This is a genomic window from Bacillus sp. AMCV2 (assembly GCF_056033925.1).
Map to the genome: position 1 here is coordinate 719,058 of NZ_JBVYIB010000002.1, position 20,610 is coordinate 739,667.

At 46.1% G+C, this 20,610-nt stretch carries 13 protein-coding genes and 1 pseudogene; 10 read left to right on the forward strand and 4 right to left on the reverse strand.

What is annotated here, in order from left to right; all coding sequences use genetic code 11:
• Window positions 1-34: 34 nt before the first annotated feature.
• Complete coding sequence (locus AC0OMA_RS03815) at window positions 35-1,612, reverse strand: FMN-binding glutamate synthase family protein (protein ID WP_474221921.1); 1,578 nt, start codon at window positions 1,610-1,612, stop codon at window positions 35-37.
• Between the two features lie 262 nt (window positions 1,613-1,874).
• Between AC0OMA_RS03815 and pcrB the strand changes: the two genes are divergently transcribed.
• From pcrB to AC0OMA_RS03840, 5 genes are all read left to right on the forward strand, one after another.
• Window positions 1,875-2,561: a heptaprenylglyceryl phosphate synthase gene (pcrB, locus tag AC0OMA_RS03820; RefSeq protein ID WP_474221922.1), complete on the forward strand. Its 687-nt coding sequence runs from the start codon at window positions 1,875-1,877 to the stop codon at window positions 2,559-2,561.
• A 61-nt stretch (window positions 2,562-2,622) separates the two neighbouring features.
• The gene (gene pcrA / locus AC0OMA_RS03825; protein ID WP_003233919.1) at window positions 2,623-4,842 is read left to right on the forward strand and encodes a DNA helicase PcrA; all 2,220 of its coding nucleotides are present in this window, start codon (window positions 2,623-2,625) and stop codon (window positions 4,840-4,842) included.
• A gap of 23 nt (window positions 4,843-4,865) precedes the next feature.
• Window positions 4,866-6,872, forward strand: coding sequence for an NAD-dependent DNA ligase LigA (ligA, locus tag AC0OMA_RS03830; RefSeq protein WP_474221923.1), 2,007 nt, complete (start codon window positions 4,866-4,868; stop codon window positions 6,870-6,872).
• 15 nt (window positions 6,873-6,887) lie between these two features.
• Window positions 6,888-8,078 carry a CamS family sex pheromone protein gene (locus AC0OMA_RS03835; RefSeq protein WP_181218487.1) on the forward strand — a complete coding sequence of 397 codons (1,191 nt, stop codon included), beginning with the start codon at window positions 6,888-6,890 and terminating at the stop codon, window positions 8,076-8,078.
• Between the two features lie 161 nt (window positions 8,079-8,239).
• Window positions 8,240-9,250 (forward strand): phosphotransferase enzyme family protein, encoded by a 1,011-nt coding sequence (locus tag AC0OMA_RS03840; protein WP_080030642.1) that lies wholly within the window; start codon window positions 8,240-8,242, stop codon window positions 9,248-9,250.
• 37 nt (window positions 9,251-9,287) lie between these two features.
• On the opposite strand, the gene AC0OMA_RS03845 is transcribed toward AC0OMA_RS03840, so the two are convergent.
• A complete protein-coding gene (locus AC0OMA_RS03845; protein ID WP_010886431.1) occupies window positions 9,288-9,986 on the reverse strand; it encodes an MgtC/SapB family protein in 699 nt (232 codons plus the stop codon).
• A 105-nt stretch (window positions 9,987-10,091) separates the two neighbouring features.
• Window positions 10,092-11,570: a proline transporter OpuE gene (opuE, locus tag AC0OMA_RS03850; protein WP_003242814.1), complete on the reverse strand. Its 1,479-nt coding sequence runs from the start codon at window positions 11,568-11,570 to the stop codon at window positions 10,092-10,094.
• A 413-nt stretch (window positions 11,571-11,983) separates the two neighbouring features.
• On the opposite strand from opuE, the gene gatC reads away from it, so the two are divergent.
• The 3 genes from gatC to gatB are packed head-to-tail and all read left to right on the forward strand — an operon-like array spanning window position 11,984 to window position 15,191.
• Window positions 11,984-12,274: an Asp-tRNA(Asn)/Glu-tRNA(Gln) amidotransferase subunit GatC gene (gene gatC / locus AC0OMA_RS03855; RefSeq protein WP_003219442.1), complete on the forward strand. Its 291-nt coding sequence runs from the start codon at window positions 11,984-11,986 to the stop codon at window positions 12,272-12,274.
• Window positions 12,275-12,289: 15 nt separating this feature from the next.
• The gene (gatA, locus tag AC0OMA_RS03860; protein ID WP_003242878.1) at window positions 12,290-13,747 is read left to right on the forward strand and encodes an Asp-tRNA(Asn)/Glu-tRNA(Gln) amidotransferase subunit GatA; all 1,458 of its coding nucleotides are present in this window, start codon (window positions 12,290-12,292) and stop codon (window positions 13,745-13,747) included.
• A 13-nt stretch (window positions 13,748-13,760) separates the two neighbouring features.
• Window positions 13,761-15,191 (forward strand): Asp-tRNA(Asn)/Glu-tRNA(Gln) amidotransferase subunit GatB, encoded by a 1,431-nt coding sequence (gatB, locus tag AC0OMA_RS03865; protein ID WP_003219444.1) that lies wholly within the window; start codon window positions 13,761-13,763, stop codon window positions 15,189-15,191.
• Here gatB and AC0OMA_RS03870 read toward each other — a convergent pair.
• A pseudogene (locus AC0OMA_RS03870) lies at window positions 15,188-16,076 on the reverse strand (TetR/AcrR family transcriptional regulator). The gene gatB and the pseudogene AC0OMA_RS03870 sit on opposite strands and share 4 nt — an antisense overlap.
• A 131-nt stretch (window positions 16,077-16,207) precedes the next feature.
• Between AC0OMA_RS03870 and srfP the strand changes: the two are divergent.
• Window positions 16,208-19,366 (forward strand): surfactin resistance protein SrfP, encoded by a 3,159-nt coding sequence (gene srfP / locus AC0OMA_RS03875; RefSeq protein WP_474222420.1) that lies wholly within the window; start codon window positions 16,208-16,210, stop codon window positions 19,364-19,366.
• Between the two features lie 151 nt (window positions 19,367-19,517).
• Complete coding sequence (locus tag AC0OMA_RS03880; RefSeq protein ID WP_003233894.1) at window positions 19,518-20,429, forward strand: diacylglycerol kinase; 912 nt, start codon at window positions 19,518-19,520, stop codon at window positions 20,427-20,429.
• The last annotated feature ends 181 nt before the right edge of the window (window positions 20,430-20,610 follow it).

The window sequence follows — 20,610 nt, forward strand, 5'->3', positions numbered from 1 at the left end:
TGGGGTCAGTCCCGTCTGGCAAGGGGCGGTTTTTTTATGAAACAATTTTCTCAATCAGATTGTCAATGTCAACTGTGCTGCCATCCTCTTTCCGATAGACAACATGCTCCTTGGAAAAGTGAATCGGCGAATTGATCCCTGCTGCGGCTGCAAGGTTAAACAGCCCCTCGCGCAGGGAAATGACGTAGTTGCAGACACGATGCTGTTTTTCCTCAACGCTCAACGCTTTTTGCAATTTCGGATCTGTCGTCGCCACACCTGCCGGGCAGGTGTTGGTGTGGCAGACGAGAGCGCGGATGCAGCCAACGGAAAACATCATGCCGCGTGCGATGTTGACAAAGTCAGCGCCGAGGGCTAAGGCAACCGCGATTTTATCAGGGGTCAGGAGCTTTCCGGAAGCAAAGATTTTCAGCTGGCTGCGCAAGCCGTACTGTTTAAGAAGCGTGTCAACAATAGGCAGCGCTGTCATAATTGGAAGGCCGACTGTATCCGCGAGCTCGTAAAAGGAAGCTCCGGTACCGCCTTCACTTCCGTCGATCGTGATAAAATCCGGATGCTTTCCGCTTTTCTGCATATAAGAGAAAAGCTCATGCAATTCTTCGGGATGCCCTGCGACCAGTTTGATGCCGACTGGCTTTTGTCCGACATCTCTAAGTTTTTCAATAAAGTCGAGCATTTCAGGAGGGTTTGAGAATTCATAAAAGCGGTTCGGGCTGTCAATCGACTTTCCAGGTTCGACATTCCGAATATCTGCCACTTCCTCTGATACTTTGGCGCCGTCCACATGGCCGCCGCGGGTTTTCGCTCCTTGTGCCAGCTTTAGCTCAAACGCTTTAATCTGGTCAATCCTGCTTTTTCTTTTAAATTCCTCCCATGAAAATTCCCCGTTTCTTTTGCGCACGCCGAATAGGCCCGGCCCGATTTGGCAAATGATATCGGCGCCGCCCTTTAAGTGATACTCAGACAATCCTCCCTCACCTGTATTCATCCAGGTGCCGCCTGCCTGATGGAGCCCTTTTGAGAGCGCCGTAATTGCCCGTTCTCCAAGGGAACCGTAGCTCATGGCAGACTGGCCGACTAATCCCTTCACATAAAATGGCTTCTCGCATGTATGCTCGCCAATCACCTGTACATCATCAGGATGGAGAAAATACGGGTCTGCCTTGATATGTTCGGCATGCTCCTTGCGTTTGAACAGATTGTCAGCATCCATTTTATAGATTTGGGTTTCAATTTTTGGCGTTTGATTTACGTGCATTTCTTCCCTTTGTTTTGGAAACATAGCGTTACGGATATAATAGCCAGGTTTATCAAAATCTCTTACAGATCCAAAGCCCATCATTCTGCTTTTGTATTTGCCGGAGATGACGGTTTGCTCATATTCCTTTCGTGAAAAAGGCTGCTCCTCATTGTCATTGCTGTATAAATACTGTCTGAGCTCCGGCCCGATTTTTTCAAGGATATACCGAAACCTTCCGATGACGGGATAGTTGCGCAGAATTGAGTGCTCCTGCTGTTTTTCATCCTTTATGTAGATCCAGGCAAACAAGACGATCGGGATAGCGATGATCCCTATGATAAATGCGATGAGTGCTATTATGATGGTTTCCATCTCTCAGCCTCCCTTTTTATGTAACCATTTCCACAGTTGAACACTTTCCAAACAATAGCAGAAGGAATCTGGTGAAAAATGTGTGCTTCTGCCGATACAGGACTCAGCGAGCAGGTACTGCCATATGCTCTTTTTTTATGAAAATAGAATCAAAACACCTTTTTCAGTGAATAACGAGATTAACGGCTTTTTCCGTTTTTCCGCGCTATGTGAATTTGTTATAATGTTTAAATGGTAACAAACGAATGGAGGAACGTATGACGTGTACGATGTAACGGAGTGGAAGCATGTCTTTAAACTCGATCCAAATAAAGATTTGCCTGACGAACAGCTGGAGATTCTTTGCGAATCAGGAACGGATGCGGTCATCATCGGAGGAAGCGATGGTGTGACAGAGGATAATGTCCTGCGGATGATGTCTAAGGTAAGACGGTTTTTGGTGCCGTGTGTCCTTGAGGTATCAGCGATTGAAGCGATCGTTCCAGGCTTTGACTTATATTTTATTCCGAGTGTATTAAACAGCAAAAACGCGGATTGGATTGTCGGAATGCACCAGAAAGCCATGAAGGAATACGGAGAACTGATGTCTATGGAAGAAATCGTAGCGGAGGGCTACTGCATCGCAAATCCAGATTGCAAAGCCGCGGCACTGACTGAAGCGGACGCCGATCTGAATATGGATGATATTGTCGCCTATGCGCGTGTGTCGGAGCTGCTGCAACTGCCGATTTTTTATTTAGAATACAGCGGCATGCTTGGAGACATAGAAGCTGTCAAGAAAACGAAGGCTGTATTGGAAACGTCCACCTTGTTTTATGGCGGCGGCATCAAAGATGCGGAAACGGCCAGACAGTACGCAGAGCATGCGGACGTGATCGTTGTAGGCAATGCTGTGTATGAAGATTTCGACATGGCTTTGAAAACAGTAGCGGCTGTGAAAGGCGAGTAGTAAATTGTACGGATTTGGTTTATGATAGAACATATGTTTTGTATAGGCGGGTGAACAAATTTTGAATTATATTAGCAATCAATTACTAAGCGGTTTAAACCCCGTTCAGCAGGAAGCTGTCAAAACAACGGACGGGCCTCTTTTGCTGATGGCGGGAGCGGGAAGCGGAAAGACGCGTGTCCTGACACATAGAATTGCTTATTTAATGGCGGAAAAGCATGTGGCGCCGTGGAACATTCTGGCGATCACATTTACAAATAAAGCGGCACGCGAAATGAAAGAACGTGTGGAAAGCATCCTCGGACCCGGCGCGGACGATATCTGGATCTCCACATTCCACAGCATGTGCGTGCGGATCTTGCGCAGAGATATCGACCGGATCGGGATCAACCGAAATTTCTCCATCCTTGATACGGCTGACCAGCTTTCAGTGATCAAGGGGATTTTGAAGGAGCGCAATCTTGATCCGAAGAAGTTTGACCCGAGAAGCATCCTCGGTACGATCAGCAGTGCGAAAAACGAATTGACCGAACCGGAGGAATTCTCTAAGGTTGCCGGCGGCTACTACGATCAGGTGGTCAGCGATGTATATGCTGATTATCAGAAGAAGCTTTTGAAAAACCAGTCGCTCGATTTCGACGATTTAATTATGACGACGATTAAACTGTTTGACCGAGTGCCTGAAGTGCTTGAATTTTATCAGCGCAAATTCCAGTACATCCATGTTGATGAGTATCAGGATACGAACAGGGCGCAATACATGCTCGTTAAGCAGCTTGCCGAGCGTTTCCAGAACCTTTGCGTTGTGGGGGATTCTGATCAGTCAATCTACAGATGGCGCGGCGCGGATATCACCAACATTCTTTCATTTGAAAAAGATTATCCGAATGCAAGCGTGATTTTGCTAGAACAAAACTATCGTTCAACGAAACGGATTTTGCGCGCGGCTAACGAGGTCATTAAAAACAACTCTAACCGCAAACCGAAAAATTTGTGGACGGAAAACGATGAAGGCATCAAGATTTCCTATTATCGCGGTGATAATGAGTTCGGTGAAGGACAGTTTGTGGCCGGCAAAATTCATCAGCTTCACAGCACAGGCAAGCGGAAGCTGTCGGATATCGCCATTTTATACCGGACAAACGCGCAGTCCCGTGTGATTGAGGAAACGCTTCTCAAAGCGGGTTTGAACTATAACATTGTCGGCGGCACAAAATTCTATGACAGAAAAGAAATTAAAGACATTCTTGCGTACCTGCGCCTCGTATCCAATCCGGATGACGATATCAGTTTCACGCGCATTGTCAATGTGCCGAAGCGCGGAGTCGGCGCGACATCACTTGAAAAAATCGCTTCGTATGCGGCCATAAACGGCTTGTCATTTTTCCAAGCGATTCAGCAGGTTGATTTTATCGGCGTCAGTGCCAAAGCGGCAAACGCGCTTGACAGCTTTAGACAGATGATTGAAAACCTGACCAATATGCAGGATTACTTATCCATTACAGAGCTGACAGAAGAAATTCTTGATAAGACGGAATACAGAGAAATGCTGAAGGCTGAGAAATCGATCGAAGCCCAAAGCCGTTTAGAAAATATCGACGAGTTCCTGTCTGTTACGAAAAACTTTGAACAGAAAAGTGAAGACAAGACACTCGTTGCGTTCCTGACAGACTTGGCGTTGATCGCAGATATTGATCAGCTCGACCAGAAGGAGGAAGAGTCAGGCGGCAAGGATGCGATCACCCTGATGACACTGCACGCCGCGAAAGGACTGGAGTTCCCGGTTGTTTTCTTGATGGGGCTTGAAGAAGGCGTCTTCCCGCACAGCCGTTCACTCATGGAGGAAGCGGAAATGGAAGAAGAACGCCGCCTTGCGTACGTTGGGATTACAAGGGCGGAACAGGAGCTTTATCTGACCAATGCTAAAATGCGCACCTTGTTTGGCCGGACAAATATGAACCCGGAATCTCGCTTCATTGCTGAAATACCGGATGATTTATTGGAAAACCTAAATGAGAAAAAAGAAACAAGAGCGACGTCTGCGAGAAAAATGCAGCCGAGACGCGGCCCTGTTTCACGCCCGGTATCCTACGCCAGCAAAACAGGCGGCGACACCTTGAACTGGGCAGTCGGAGATAAGGCGGGCCATAAAAAATGGGGAACAGGAACTGTTGTCAGCGTGAAAGGCGAAGGAGAAGGGACGGAGCTCGATATTGCCTTCCCGAGCCCTGTCGGCGTGAAACGCCTGTTAGCAGCATTTGCTCCTATTGAAAAGCAGTAATTGAAGAGGAAAGGAAGAAGCAGATGGACAAAGAAACAGCGAAGCAGCGGGCAGAAGAACTGCGCCGCACCATCAACAAGTATAGCTATGAATATTACACCTTAGATGAACCGAGCGTCCCAGATGCCGAATACGACAGATTGATGCAGGAGCTGATTGCGATTGAGGAGGAGCACCCAGACCTTAGAACGCCTGACTCTCCTACGCAGCGCGTCGGCGAAGCCGTGCTTGAAGCGTTTCAGAAAGTCACCCACGGCACACCGATGCTCAGTCTGGGCAACGCCTTTAATGCTGATGATCTTCGTGATTTCGACCGCCGTGTGCGCCAAGCCGTCGGCGACGATGTGGCGTATAATGTGGAGCTGAAAATAGACGGTCTTGCTGTTTCTCTCCGTTATGAAGACGGCTATTTTGTCAGAGGGGCCACAAGAGGTGACGGAACGACGGGAGAGGATATTACGGAGAATCTGAAGACGATCCGCAATATCCCGCTCAAAATGAACCGTGAGCTGTCAATCGAAGTGCGCGGCGAGGCGTATATGCCGAAGCGTTCGTTTGAAGCTCTTAATGAGGAACGAATTAAAAATGAGGAAGAACCGTTCGCCAATCCGCGAAATGCCGCGGCGGGATCACTCAGGCAGCTCGATCCGAAAATTGCAGCGAAACGAAACCTCGATATCTTCGTCTACAGTATAGCGGAGCTTGACGAGATGGGTGTGGAGACGCAAAGCCAAGGGCTTGATTTTCTCGACGAACTCGGATTTAAAACGAATCAGGAACGAAAAAAATGCGGCAGCATAGAAGAAGTCATTACGCTGATCGATGAGTTTCAGTCCAAACGCGCTGACCTGCCGTATGAAATAGACGGCATTGTCATTAAAGTCGATTCCCTCGATCAGCAGGAGGAGCTCGGTTTTACGGCGAAAAGCCCGCGCTGGGCCATCGCGTATAAGTTTCCTGCTGAAGAGGTCGTGACGAAGCTTCTCGATATCGAATTAAATGTCGGCAGAACGGGTGTGATCACGCCGACCGCGATTCTTGAGCCGGTAAAAGTTGCCGGTACAACGGTCTCAAGAGCATCCCTTCATAACGAAGATTTAATTAAAGAGAAGGACATTCGGATTTTGGATAAGGTTGTCGTCAAAAAAGCAGGCGATATCATCCCGGAAGTTGTGAATGTCCTCGTTGAACAGCGCACAGGAGAAGAAAAGGAATTCAGCATGCCGACGGAATGTCCTGAATGCGGCAGTGAGCTCGTCCGGATCGAAGGAGAAGTGGCGCTTCGCTGCATAAATCCTGAATGTCCGGCGCAAATCCGAGAAGGGTTGATCCATTTCGTTTCTCGCAATGCCATGAACATTGACGGGCTCGGCGAACGAGTGATCACACAGCTGTTTGAGGAAAACCTTGTCCGCAATGTGGCAGATTTATATAAGCTGACGAAGGAACGAGTCATCCAGCTCGAGCGCATGGGTGAAAAGTCCACTGAAAACCTGATCAGCTCTATCCAAAAATCAAAAGAAAATTCGTTAGAGCGTTTGCTGTTTGGGCTTGGCATCCGTTTTATCGGATCAAAGGCTGCAAAGACGCTTGCCATGCATTTTGAAAGCTTGGAGAACCTGAAAAAAGCCTCAAAAGAGGAACTTCTCGCGGTAGATGAAATCGGTGAAAAAATGGCTGATGCTGTGATCACCTATTTTCATAAAGAAGAAATGCTTGAACTCTTGAATGAACTTCAGGAGCTGGGCGTAAACACACTCTACAAAGGCCCGAAAAAAGTAAAAGCAGAGGACAGCGATTCTTACTTTGCCGGTAAAACAATTGTTCTGACAGGAAAGCTGGAAGAGCTGTCAAGAAACGAAGCCAAAGCGCAAATTGAAGCGCTGGGCGGAAAGCTGACTGGAAGCGTCAGCAAAAACACAGACTTGGTCATCGCCGGAGAAGCGGCGGGAAGCAAGCTGACAAAAGCACAAGAGCTGAACATTGAAGTGTGGAATGAAGAACAGTTAATGGGAGAGCTAAAGAAATAAGAGGAGTGTTTTCTATTGAAAAAGACGTTGGCATTGGCGGCAACGGCGGCAGTATTAATGCTGTCTGCCTGCTCGTCAGGTTTCGGGGGGGAGAAGGAGGAAGAGATTACGCAAAAGACGGCGAAATCGTCAGAAAAAGCGATTGTCCCGAAATATAATATCTCTGACTCCTATTACAAAATGGTGCTGCCGTTTAAGGCAGGCAAAGCGCGCGGCTTAACAACGGAACAGCTGAACACAAGGCTGGACATTGACGAATTTGAAACAGGGCTGATGCGTCTTGCCCAAGATTCTTTCTCGACTGACGATTATCTGTTTCAAGAAGGACAATATTTAGATGAGGATACAGTATTAAGCTGGCTGGCACGGAAAAAAACGGGCTCTGATTTGAAAAAAGCCGAAAAAGAAGATAAAAACTTCAAAAATGAAGGCTTGAACCCAGCGCTCCCGAGCTCTGGTTCAACAGAAGAAAAGAACGAAAGCAGCCCGATTTTTTTAGCCTCCATGCTTGAGCACGATTATTTAGTCAGAAAGGACAAGAATTCTATCCAGCTTGGCGGCGTCATGATCGGACTGGCGTTAAACTCCGTGTATTACTATCGTGAAAAAACTGGCGACCCGCAAAAAGAAGTGGAGATTAAAGACAGCACGCTTCGCCAGCAGGGAGAAAAAATTGCACAGGAGGTTATTAACCGCCTCCGTAAAAAGGATAATTTGAAGAATGTGCCGATTACCGTCGCGCTCTACAAGCAGGCGTCAAAAACATCGATTGTGCCGGGGAACTTCATCGCCAAAACAGAGGTCAAAGCAGGCTCTACTGATATCTCAAATTGGGATGACATCAATGAAAAATATGTATTCTATCCGGCGGATACAACCACAGCAGAAAAGTACCCGGATGACACCGAGGTCTTTAAGCGGTTCAAAAATTCAATTGAAGAATATTTCCCGAACTATACAGGCGTTGTCGGTACAGCGCTGTATGATAATGATGAAATGAAGAAAATGAAGATTGACATACCAATGCAATTCTACGGAAAAAGTGAAGTTGTCGCGTTTACTCAGTTCTTAACGGGTGAAGTGATGGACTACTACTCTAAGAGCTCAGTTGATGTCGAAGTCAATATCACGTCCTCAGACGGACAGGAAGCGGTCATTATCCGCAATGCTGGAGATAAAGAGCCGACTGTTCACATTTATGACTGATAGAAAACCCTTGTGCCATATTGGCACAAGGGTTTTTATGTTACAATTAACAGGAAAAGGGAAAATATTTCCGCTTCTGCCGAAACACAAATCAAGGGGAGGTATGTTGATGCTGGAAATCGTGTGAAAACAATCATTATCAAATCTATAGCAATGAAAGGATGTTAGACGTGCATAAAGATATCAAAAAAATATTTCATGAAGAGCAGGTTTTGGCAGAAGCTGCAGCGAGATACGGTTTCTCAAAAGATCAGGTGCGTTTTCTGGCTGATGCGGAAAACTATGTATATGAATGTATGAAAGACAATCAACCTTATATTTTAAAGATTACCCATACGATTCGGAGATCTTCTGATTATATAATGGGAGAGATGGAATGGCTTCGTCACCTTGCAATAGGGGGAATTTCAGTAGCCAAACCGCTCCCGTCGCTGAACGGAAAAGACGTAGAAGCAGTGCCGGACGGAAACGGCGGGTCATTTTTATTGAGAGTGTATGAGAAAGCGCCAGGGCAAAAAGTGGATGAATCGGACTGGAATGAAACGCTATTTTATGAGCTTGGCAGATACACAGGCAGCATGCACAGCCTGACAAAAAGCTACAAATTGAGCAATCCCGCTTTCAAAAGACAGGAATGGGATGAAGAGGAGCAATTAAAGCTGAGAAAATATGTGCCTGAAGATCAGATAAAGGTGTTTCAGCAAGCCGATTCTTTGATGAATGAACTGCGGAGGCTCCCGAAAAGCCAGGACAGCTACGGCTTGGTGCATGCGGATCTGCACCACGGCAATTTTAACTGGGATCATGGCAAAATCACGGCATTTGATTTTGATGATATCGGCTACAACTGGTTTGTTAACGATATTAGCATTCTTCTCTACAATGTCCTGTGGTATCCTGTTGTGCCATATGATGATAAAGCTGCGTTTACAGAAAAATTTATGACGCATTTTATGAAAGGGTACTGGGAGGAAAATGAGCTTGATCCTGCATGGCTGATGATAATACCTGATTTCCTCCGCCTTCGCCATATGCTGATTTACGGATTGCTGCATCAGATGTTTGACCTTAACACAATAGGAGAAGAGGAAAAAGAAATGCTGGCCGGTTTTAGAAGAGATATAGAGAATGGCACGCCGATTACAGCATTTGATTTTTCAGCACTGGTGTAGATAGAAAAAGCCAATGGGATTCCAGTCCCATTGGCTTTTATAATGTATCACACTTCACGCCGACTACGCCTTCAATGGCTTTAATGTCATAGTAGACATCGGTCGTGTATCTGTTTTTATGGACGCGGACCTTCACTTCCATAATTGGAAAATCCTTTTCGCCCAGGTCGTCGATCCGAACGGAGTGTGCTTTGATATCTCTTCTTTTCATTTCTTTTAAAATCTCTGTCATTTTGTCTTTATCAGAAAGTGACATTCTGATGCGGATGTCTTTTTCCTGCAGGCGGTCGGGGCCGATTTTTCTGACCACCCATGGGAGAAATTCCACACTGATCAGGATGAACAGAAGACTGGCAAACGCTTCTTTATAAAAACCGGCTCCCGTAGCCAGCCCGAGCCCCGCTGCCCCCCAGATCATGGCCGATGTCGTCAGGCCGGAAATGACATCATTGCTTTTTCGCAGGATGACACCTGCGCCGATAAACCCGACGCCGGAGATGATTTGTGCCGGCAGACGAAGCGGATCCATCATGATGCGGTAGTATTTAGGGAAATGATATGCCGCATTAATACTGACGATCGTCAGCATGCATGAGCTGACTGCGATGACGATACAGGTTTTTAATCCGAGCGGCTTATTTTTTAATTCGCGTTCAAGCCCGATGACCATGCCAATCAATGTGGCAATGCCCAATTTCAATAAAATATCAGGATCAATATACCAGCTCAACAGCAACTTCCCCCTTCTCTAAGGTGTTTTTAAATAAATATGATTTTCTCACAGTATTTATAGCAAAACAAGGGCACAAAAGCCACCAAGCTGCGCTTGATGGCTTATTGCTTACTTTTTGCGTTTTAACAGCTTTTCCATGACACCGAATAATCGGTAAGAGGCTTTTGCAGGACGTTTTGTGATCATGCTGACAATGATGCCGGCAATCATACTGAGAATAAACCCAGGGATGATTTCGTACACACCGGTTGATTTTGCCAGGCCGGTTGTAATCCAGATCAACACGGTCGCAGCCCCGACAATCATGGCAGCAAGCGCGCCCCATTCGTTCATTCGCTTCCAATACAGACTGAGCAGAATCGCTGGCCCGAAAGCTGAACCGAAGCCGGCCCAAGCGTATCCGACCAAATCAAGAATGGTGCTGTTCGGGTTCAATGATAAGAGTACCGCGATAACGGCAATGACTAAGACGGACAAACGCCCGATCATGACCAATTCTTTATCAGAAGCTTTTCGTCTGAAAAATGACCGGTATAAATCCTCTGTTACAGCACTTGCTGTGACTAAGAGCTGTGAGGAAATCGAACTCATGATGGCAGCCAAAATAGCTGACAATAAGAACCCTGTAATTAATGGGTGGAACAAGATTTTAGAGAAGATAATGAAAATCATCTCCGGATCCTTTACAGCAACTCCGAATTTATGGGCGTATGCAACACCGATTAAACCCGTCAGCACGGAACCTAGAACTGTAATGATCATCCAGCTCATACCGATTCGGCGTGCAGGTTTTAAATCTTTAATGTCTTTAATGGCCATAAATCGGACGATGATATGAGGCTGGCCGTAGTAGCCCAACCCCCAGGCTAAATAGGAAATAATGCTAATGACGCTCGCGCCTTTAAAAATATCCAATAAATGTGGATTAACAGCGTCGATTTCATGGAAAGTCGGAGCAACGCCGCCCACATGGGTAAAAGCAACGATCGGCACAAGCACTAGTGCTGCAAACATGATCGCACCCTGCACGAAGTCAGTCAGACTGACAGCAAGGAAACCGCCAAACAGTGTGTATAACACGACAACTGCAGTGGTCAGAAACAAGCCTAATTTGTAATCCGCACCAAAAGCAGATTCAAACAGCCGTCCGCCAGATACCATACCGGAAGAGGTATACAATGTGAAAAAGATCATGATGATCAATGCAGATACGATTTTCAGCAGTGATGAAGAATGCTGGAATCGTTTATCAAAGAAATCAGGAATCGTAATCGCATCATCCGCCGCTTCCGTATAAGCACGCAGCCTTGGAGCCAGCAGCAAGTAATTTGAGTACGCTCCGATTGTAAGACCTAAAGCAAGCCATAAGGTGGACAGCCCTGTCGCAAACATCGCGCCGGGAACACCCATCAGCATCCATCCGCTCATATCGGCCGCACCGGCAGACAAAGCAGTAACGAATGGTCCGAGGCCTCTTCCTCCAAGCATGTAATCATTGATGTCAGTGGTTTTCTTGAATGCATACCAGCCGATTAACAGCATGGCAATAAAGTAAATTCCTAAAGATATAATAATTTCAATACTCACGTTTTACCCTCTCTTCATTTCTAATAATGTTGCATCACCTCTCAAATTGATGGTGCCAGTTAAGCAGCCTGGCGTAAGTGCAAATCAAAAGAAATTCTTTTGCGGGTGCACTTGGTAACTTAACCTAACAAAGTATTCCCGGCCATTCAAGCGATGAAACCTTGATCATGAGCGAGAAATAGCGTTACAAACCTAGAAGGGAATAAAGAATAAAACGCTTTCAAAAAATAATTAAAGTAAAAATATTCAGAAAAATATTTCGTTTCTCCTTCTCCTCATTTTAGTATAAAATATATAGGGTATTGTTTCGAAAACACAGGCCTGTCTTAAGGCGTTTTGTTGCTTTAAAGGGCTTGTTTTTGATATGATCAGTATTATATGACTTAACGGAGAAATATGTGGAGGTGGATCATATGTCACGAATTTCAATAGAAGAAGTAAAGCACGTTGCGCACCTTGCAAGACTTGCGATTACTGAAGAAGAAGCAAAAATGTTCACTGAACAGCTCGACAGTATCATTTCATTTGCCGAGGAGCTTAATGAGGTTAACACAGACAATGTGGAGCCTACAACTCACGTGCTGAAAATGAAAAATGTCATGAGAGAAGATGAAGCGGGTAAAGGTCTTCCGGTTGAGGATGTCATGAAAAATGCGCCTGACCATAAAGACGGCTATATTCGTGTGCCATCAATTCTGGACTAAAGGAGGGACACAAGAATGTCATTATTTGATCATAAAATCACAGAATTAAAACAGCTCATACATAAAAAAGAGATTAAGATTTCTGATCTGGTTGACGAATCTTATAAACGCATCCAAGCGGTTGATGATAAGGTACAAGCCTTTTTGGCATTAGATGAAGAAAGAGCGCGCGCATACGCGAAGGAGCTTGATGAGGCGGTTGACGGCCGTTCTGAGCACGGTCTTCTTTTCGGTATGCCGATCGGCGTAAAAGATAATATTGTAACAAAAGGGCTGCGCACAACATGCTCCAGCAAAATTCTCGAAAACTTTGATCCGATCTATGACGCTACTGTCGTTCAGCGCCTTCAAGACGCTGAAGCGGTCACAATCGGAAAACTGAACATGGACGAATTCGCCATGGGGTCATCTACCGAAAACTCTGCTTACAAGCTGACGAAAAACCCTTGGAACCTGGATACAGTTCCCGGCGGTTCAAGCGGCGGATCTGCGGCTGCGGTTGCTGCGGGAGAAGTTCCGTTTTCTCTTGGATCTGACACAGGCGGCTCCATCCGTCAGCCGGCATCTTTCTGCGGCGTTGTCGGATTAAAACCTACATACGGGCGTGTATCTCGTTACGGCCTGGTCGCATTTGCGTCTTCATTAGACCAAATCGGGCCGATTACACGTACGGTTGAGGATAACGCGTTTTTACTTCAAGCGATTTCCGGCGTAGACAAAATGGACTCCACGAGTGCAAATGTGGACGTGCCTGATTTTCTTTCTTCATTAACTGGCGACATCAAGGGACTGAAAATCGCCGTTCCGAAAGAATACCTTGGTGAAGGTGTCGGCAAAGAAGCGAGAGAATCTGTCCTGGCAGCGCTAAAAGTTCTTGAAGGCCTCGGCGCTACATGGGAAGAAGTGTCTCTTCCGCACAGTAAATACGCGCTTGCGACATATTATCTGCTGTCATCTTCTGAAGCGTCAGCGAACCTTGCACGCTTTGACGGCATCCGCTACGGCTACCGCACAGACAATGCGGATAACCTGATCGACCTTTACAAGCAAACGCGCGCTGAAGGTTTTGGAAATGAAGTCAAACGCCGCATCATGCTTGGAACGTTTGCTTTAAGCTCAGGCTACTACGATGCGTACTACAAAAAAGCGCAAAAAGTGCGTACGTTGATTAAGAAGGATTTCGAAGACGTATTTGAAAAATATGATGTTATTGTTGGACCGACTACACCGACACCTGCGTTTAAAATCGGTGAAAACACGAAGGATCCGCTCACAATGTACGCAAACGATATCTTAACGATTCCGGTCAACCTTGCCGGCGTACCGGGAATCAGCGTGCCATGCGGATTAGCAGACGGTCTTCCGCTCGGCCTGCAAATCATCGGAAAACACTTTGATGAAAGCACTGTATACCGCGTTGCTCATGCATTTGAACAAGCGACAGACCATCATAAAGCAAAACCTGAACTGTAAGGGGTGAAAAGAATTGAACTTTGAAACGGTAATCGGACTTGAAGTCCACGTTGAGTTAAAAACAAAATCAAAAATTTTCTCAAGCTCTCCAACGCCATTCGGCGCGGAGGCGAATACGCAGACAAGCGTTATTGACCTCGGATATCCGGGCGTCCTGCCTGTCCTGAACAAAGAAGCCGTTGAATTCGCAATGAAAGCCGCTATGGCGCTCAACTGTGAGATCGCAACGGATACGAAGTTTGACCGCAAAAACTATTTCTATCCTGACAACCCGAAAGCGTATCAGATTTCTCAATTTGATAAGCCAATCGGCGAAAACGGCTGGATCGAAATTGAAGTCGGCGGCAAAACAAAACGCATCGGCATCACGCGCCTTCATCTTGAAGAGGATGCCGGAAAACTGACGCATACGGGCGACGGCTATTCCCTTGTTGACTTCAACCGCCAAGGAACGCCGCTTGTTGAGATCGTATCAGAGCCGGACATCCGCACGCCGGAAGAAGCGTACGCGTATCTTGAAAAGCTGAAATCCATCATCCAATATACAGGCGTTTCTGACTGTAAAATGGAAGAAGGCTCACTTCGCTGTGACGCCAATATCTCTCTTCGTCCGATCGGCCAAGAGGAATTCGGCACAAAAACGGAATTGAAAAACTTGAACTCCTTTGCGTTTGTTCAAAAAGGCCTTGAGCATGAAGAAAAACGCCAGGAGCAGGTTCTTCTTTCCGGCGGCGTCATCCAGCAAGAAACTCGCCGTTATGATGAAGCAACGAAGAAAACCATTCTTATGCGTGTCAAAGAGGGATCTGACGACTACCGTTACTTCCCAGAGCCGGATCTAGTCGAGCTCTACATTGATGATGAATGGAAGGAACGCGTAAAAGCAAGCATTCCTGAGCTTCCGGATGAGCGCCGCAAGCGTTATATCGAAGAGCTTGGCTTGCCTGCATATGACGCGATGGTTCTGACGCTGACAAAAGAAATGGCTGATTTCTTCGAAGAAACCGTTCAAAAAGGCGCTGAAGCCAAACAAGCGTCTAACTGGCTGATGGGTGAAGTGTCAGCTTACCTAAACGCTGAGCAAAAAGAGCTTGCCGACGTTGCCCTGACACCTGAAGGCCTTGCCGGCATGATCAAATTGATTGAAAAAGGAACCATTTCTTCTAAGATCGCGAAGAAAGTGTTTAAAGAATTGATTGAAAAAGGCGGCGACGCTGAGAAGATTGTGAAAGAGAAAGGCCTTGTTCAGATTTCTGACGAAGGCGTGCTTCTGAAGCTTGTCACTGAGGCGCTTGACAACAATCCTCAATCAATCGAAGACTTTAAAAACGGAAAAGACCGCGCGATCGGCTTCCTAGTCGGACAGATTATGAAAGCGTCCAAAGGACAAGCCAACCCGCCGATGGTCAACAAAATTCTGCTTGAAGAAATTAAAAAACGCTAATAAAAAAGCAGCCCGCAGAGGCTGCTTTTTTTATGGTCAAATTGAGATAAAGACTGAGATGAGGGCCCGGAGCCTTTCAACTTCTTTGTCGTTGGTTCCGGTCAAATTGGACAGCATGCCTTTAATAATCGGCTTGCGCGGTTTATCCTGAGTCAATTCTTCCTCGATAACATCAAGTGACACTGTGATATCCTCGGGCAGCGTGCTGTTTTCTTTCACTTTCTGAATGTCCTCAAGCAGCTGGTCCTTCCCCGCAGGCATCGGGTTGAAAATGTCTTTTGACACAATCGGATTGAGTGCAGAACGGCTCAGCCCCTGTACAAGATCATCCAGTCTCTCAATAATAAAGGCTGAGATTTCTTCTGCATCGATATTAAGCTCACCGTTAAATACCATCACGTTCATATAAGAATGCACAATGCCTCTTGCCATGATGGACAGATCTGCGACATACCGCTCGATTCCTTCGCCATAGGATACCAGCAAGGCGTTCCGGTACAGCTTATCCGTCTCCATGGTTACTTTGTAAAAGTATTGCTTGATTTCTTGATTTTCCGGAATGATATTTTCGGTAAGCAAAAGAACGATAAAATCTTTATGATCACGAAAATCCTCAAATTGTGCGCCAATTTGTTTTTTCAAAACTTCTTTAGGCGGCTTTCCTGCGAGATCTTCTTCTATATTTTTCATTTTGTTCATAGACATACCGATATAATATTCACAGGCAGATAACAGCAGCGCTTCTTTCGATTTGAAGTGCAAATAAAAAGCGCCCTTCGAAATGCCGCATTCACTGGCGATTTCTTGGATCGTCGTAGCTGCGAATCCTTTTTTCGCAAATAAACGAATGCTGGTTTTTATGATTCTCTCTTTTTTTTCATTCATGACGTGCTTCCCCTTAATCCTTGAAAAATTTAGTAAAATTTTCTGGTATATGAGTTGACGTTGTTGCATTATAACGTTTAGTATTATATAGAATGACCAGTCAGTCAATAAAAAATGTAATGGAGGATATGATGAATCACGTTATTAATTTCGTTCTGAAAAACAAATTCGCCGTATGGCTGATGACGATTATTGTAACGGCAGCCGGCTTGTATGCGGGTATGAATATGAAGCAAGAGTCTATTCCTGACGTGAACATGCCTTACTTGACGATCAGCACGACATATCCGGGTGCGACACCAAGCCAAGTGGCTGATGAAGTGACCAAACCGGTTGAACAAGCCGTGCAGAACTTGGACGGTGTCAGTGTTGTGACTTCGACGTCCTATGAAAACGCATCGTCGGTCATGATTGAATATGATTATGAGAAAGATATGGACAAAGCGAAAACAGAAGCAGCTGAAGCGTTAGAAAACGTCAGCCTGCCTGATGACGCGAAGGATCCGGAGATTTCACGCTACAGCTTGAATTCATTCCCGATTCTGACGCTGAGCGTGTCCAGTGATAAAGATAATCTGCAAGAGCTGACGAAACAAGTGGAGGACAGCCTCGTTTCTAAGCTTGAAGGCATAGAAGGCGTTGCGTCCGTCCAAGTATCAGGCCAGCAGGTGGAAGAGGTTGAATTCTCTTTCAAAGAAGACAAACTGAAGGAATACGGCCTTGATGAAGATACAGTCAAGCAAGTGATTCAAGGTTCAGATGTGACAACTCCGCTTGGATTGTACACATTCGGAAATGAAGAAAAATCTGTCGTCGTCAGCGGCGATATTGAAACAATTAAAGATTTGAAGAATATGAGAATCCCGACGGCATCAGCTTCAAGTGCAGGCAGCAGCGCAGCATCTCAAGCGGCGGCGCAGAGTGCACAGGCAGCCCAAAGCGCACAAGCGGCAGCACAGGCGCAGCAAAGCGCAAGCACAGCAGTGCCGACGGTCAAGCTTTCTGACATTGCTACAATTAAAGATGTGAAAAAAGCTGAATCCGTTTCACGCACAAATGGCAAAGACAGCATCGGCATCAACATCGTCAAAGCAAACGATGCGAATACGGTAGAGGTTGCCGACGATGTCAAAGCTGAGCTGAAGAAGTTCAAAGAAGACCATAAAGGCTTCAATTACAGCGCAACTCTCGACATGGCGGAGCCGATCACACAGTCAGTTGACACGATGTTAAGCAAAGCCATTTTCGGTGCTATTTTTGCGATTGTGATTATTCTCTTATTCTTAAGAGATATCAAATCAACATTAATTTCGGTCGTTTCAATTCCATTATCATTGCTGATCGCACTCCTTGTGCTGCAGCAGCTTGATATCACATTAAATATTATGACGCTCGGCGCAATGACCGTTGCCATCGGACGTGTAGTCGATGACTCCATCGTTGTGATCGAGAACATTTATCGCCGAATGAGACTCAAAGACGAGCCGCTCCGCGGAAAAGCCTTAGTTCGTGAAGCGACGAAGGAAATGTTTAAGCCGATCATGTCATCGACGATCGTGACAATCGCGGTATTCCTGCCGCTCGCACTTGTAGGCGGACAAATCGGTGAATTGTTTATTCCATTTGCCTTAACGATTGTTTTTGCGCTTGCCGCATCCCTGGTGATTTCGATCACGCTTGTGCCGATGCTTGCACACAGCCTGTTCAAAAAATCATTAACGGGCGCGCCGATTAAAGCAAAAGAACACAAACCTGGCAGACTTGCAAACATCTATAAAAAAGTATTGAACTGGGCGCTGAGCCACAAATGGATCACGTCTATCATTGCTGTTCTGATGCTCCTCGGAAGCTTGTTCCTCGTACCGTTAATCGGTGCCAGCTATCTGCCGTCCGAGGAAGAAAAAACGATGCAGCTCACATACAGCCCAGAACCGGGTGAAACGAAAAAAGAAGCCGAAAATGAAGCTGAAAAAGCAGAAAAAATCCTGCTTGACCGCAAGCATGTCGATACGGTTCAGTATTCATTAGGCTCTGGCAGCCCGCTTGCCGGAGGAGATTCTAACGGTGCGTTATTCTATATCAAATATGAAAGCGACACACCTGACTTTGATAAAGAAAAAGATAACGTTCTGAAGGAAATCCAAAAGCAATCTGACCGCGGAGAATGGAAGTCACAGGACTTCAGCTCTTCAGGCAATAACAACCAATTAACATACTATGTGTATGGCGATTCTGAAAACGATATTAAAGACACGGTCAAAGACATTGAAAAAATCATGAAAGATGAAAAGGATCTGAAAAACGTAAATTCAGGCCTTTCCAGCACATATGATGAGTACACATTTGTCGCTGACCAAGAAAAACTAAGCAAACTCGGTTTAACCGCGTCTCAAATTTCTCAGGCCTTAATGTCACAAACATCGCAAGAACCGCTCACCACCGTGAAAAAAGACGGCAAAGAGCTTGATGTGAACATTAAGACAGAAAAAGACGAGTATAAGAGTGTGAAAGATTTAGAGAATAAAAAGATCACTTCCGCGACTGGCCAGGAAGTCAAAATCGGCGATGTGGCAAAAGTGAAAGAAGGATCAACATCAGATACCGTGTCAAAACGTGACGGAAAAGTCTATGCGGATGTCACAGGTGAGGTTACATCTGACAATGTCACAGCCGTATCAGCTGCTATCCAGAAGAAAATCGATAAGCTAGATCATCCTGATAACGTATCGATTGACACAGGCGGCGTATCAGCGGATATCGCTGATTCCTTCACGAAGCTCGGTTTAGCGATGCTGGCAGCAATAGCGATCGTTTACCTTGTGCTCGTGATTACCTTCGGCGGAGCACTAGCGCCATTTGCGATTCTGTTCTCATTGCCGTTCACAGTCATCGGTGCCCTGGTCGGACTTTACGTATCAGGTGAAACGATCAGTCTGAACGCAATGATCGGTATGCTCATGCTAATCGGTATCGTTGTCACGAATGCCATTGTCTTAATTGACCGCGTGATTCATAAGGAAGCGGAAGGCCTGTCTACGAGAGAAGCTCTCTTGGAAGCCGGATCTACACGACTCCGTCCGATCCTGATGACAGCCATTGCGACAATCGGCGCCTTGATTCCATTAGCCCTCGGCTTTGAAGGTGGAAGCCAGGTCATTTCAAAAGGACTCGGCGTAACCGTTATCGGCGGTTTAATCAGTTCGACGCTTCTGACGCTCTTGATCGTGCCAATCGTATATGAAGTATTGGCGAAGTTCCGTAAGAAAAAACCGGGAACGGAAGAAGAGTAAAAAAACAAAAAGCCTCAGCTCTGCTGGGGCTTTTGTGCGTTTTCATCTGTAAGATTATGTACATTTTGTTGCGATTTTTTTAACTCATAGTATAATTAAAGGTTGTTAGTGTAAAAATGGATCGGATACTCTTAAGTAGGATGATGAGATAATGAAACGTGCACGCATAATATACAATCCGACTTCAGGACGGGAGATCTTTAAAAAGCATCTTGCCCAGGTCCTGCAAAAATTTGAACAAGCCGGCTATGAAACCTCCACCCATGCAACGACATGCGCAGGAGACGCTACACACGCTGCCAAGGAAGCGGCATTGCGTGAGTTTGACCTGATCATTGCGGCAGGCGGAGACGGAACGATCAACGAGGTCGTCAACGGGCTTGCGCCTTTAGACAACCGTCCGACACTCGGCGTGATTCCTGTCGGCACAACGAACGACTTCGCCAGAGCGCTCGGCATTCCGCGCGAGGATATTTTAAAAGCGGCAGATACTGTCATTAACGGCGTTGCCCGCCCGATTGATATCGGACAGGTCAACGGCCAGTATTTTATCAATATCGCCGGAGGAGGCCGTCTGACGGAGCTGACGTACGACGTGCCAAGCAAACTCAAAACAATGCTAGGCCAGCTTGCTTATTATTTAAAAGGAATGGAAATGCTGCCTTCACTTCGTCCGACAGAAGTCGAGATTGAATATGACGGCAAGCTGTTTCAAGGTGAAATCATGCTGTTTTTGGTCACGCTGACAAATTCCGTCGGCGGGTTCGAAAAGCTCGCGCCGGATTCCAGCCTGAATGACGGCATGTTTGATTTGATGATATTAAAGAAAGCAAACCTTGCTGAATTTATCAGGGTCGCCACGATGGCGCTTCGCGGCGAACATATCAACGACCAGCACATTATTTATACAAAAGCGAACCGCGTGAAAGTCAATGTATCAGAAAAGATGCAGCTGAACCTGGACGGCGAGTACGGCGGCATGCTGCCGGGCGAATTCGTGAATCTGTATCGACACATTCACGTCGTCATGCCGAAGGAGAAAGCGGAACAGCTGGATGACTAAAACTTGGCTTTGTAAGCCAAGCTCAGAATGTTGACAAAATCCTAAAACAGTTTTCGTTTTAGGATTTTGTCATCTTTTCAGCGTGATTGAAAACCTTTGAAGTCTAGGAAGGACGAGCATTGGAGCGTACTTCCGCAGGATGCGGTGACAGCGGCGTTTGAGCAGGATGCTCTAGTTTTTA

Bases quoted from the DNA above. Each gene is read 5' to 3' on its own strand.
- AC0OMA_RS03815 (WP_474221921.1), bottom strand. From the start codon at position 1,612: ATGGAAACCATCATAATAGCACTCATCGCATTTATCATAGGGATCATC.
- ligA (WP_474221923.1), top strand. From the start codon at position 4,866: ATGGACAAAGAAACAGCGAAGCAGCGGGCAGAAGAACTGCGCCGCACC.
- AC0OMA_RS03840 (WP_080030642.1), top strand. From the start codon at position 8,240: ATGTTAGACGTGCATAAAGATATCAAAAAAATATTTCATGAAGAGCAG.
- gatC (WP_003219442.1), top strand. From the start codon at position 11,984: ATGTCACGAATTTCAATAGAAGAAGTAAAGCACGTTGCGCACCTTGCA.
- gatA (WP_003242878.1), top strand. From the start codon at position 12,290: ATGTCATTATTTGATCATAAAATCACAGAATTAAAACAGCTCATACAT.
- srfP (WP_474222420.1), top strand. From the start codon at position 16,208: ATGAATCACGTTATTAATTTCGTTCTGAAAAACAAATTCGCCGTATGG.
- AC0OMA_RS03880 (WP_003233894.1), top strand. From the start codon at position 19,518: ATGAAACGTGCACGCATAATATACAATCCGACTTCAGGACGGGAGATC.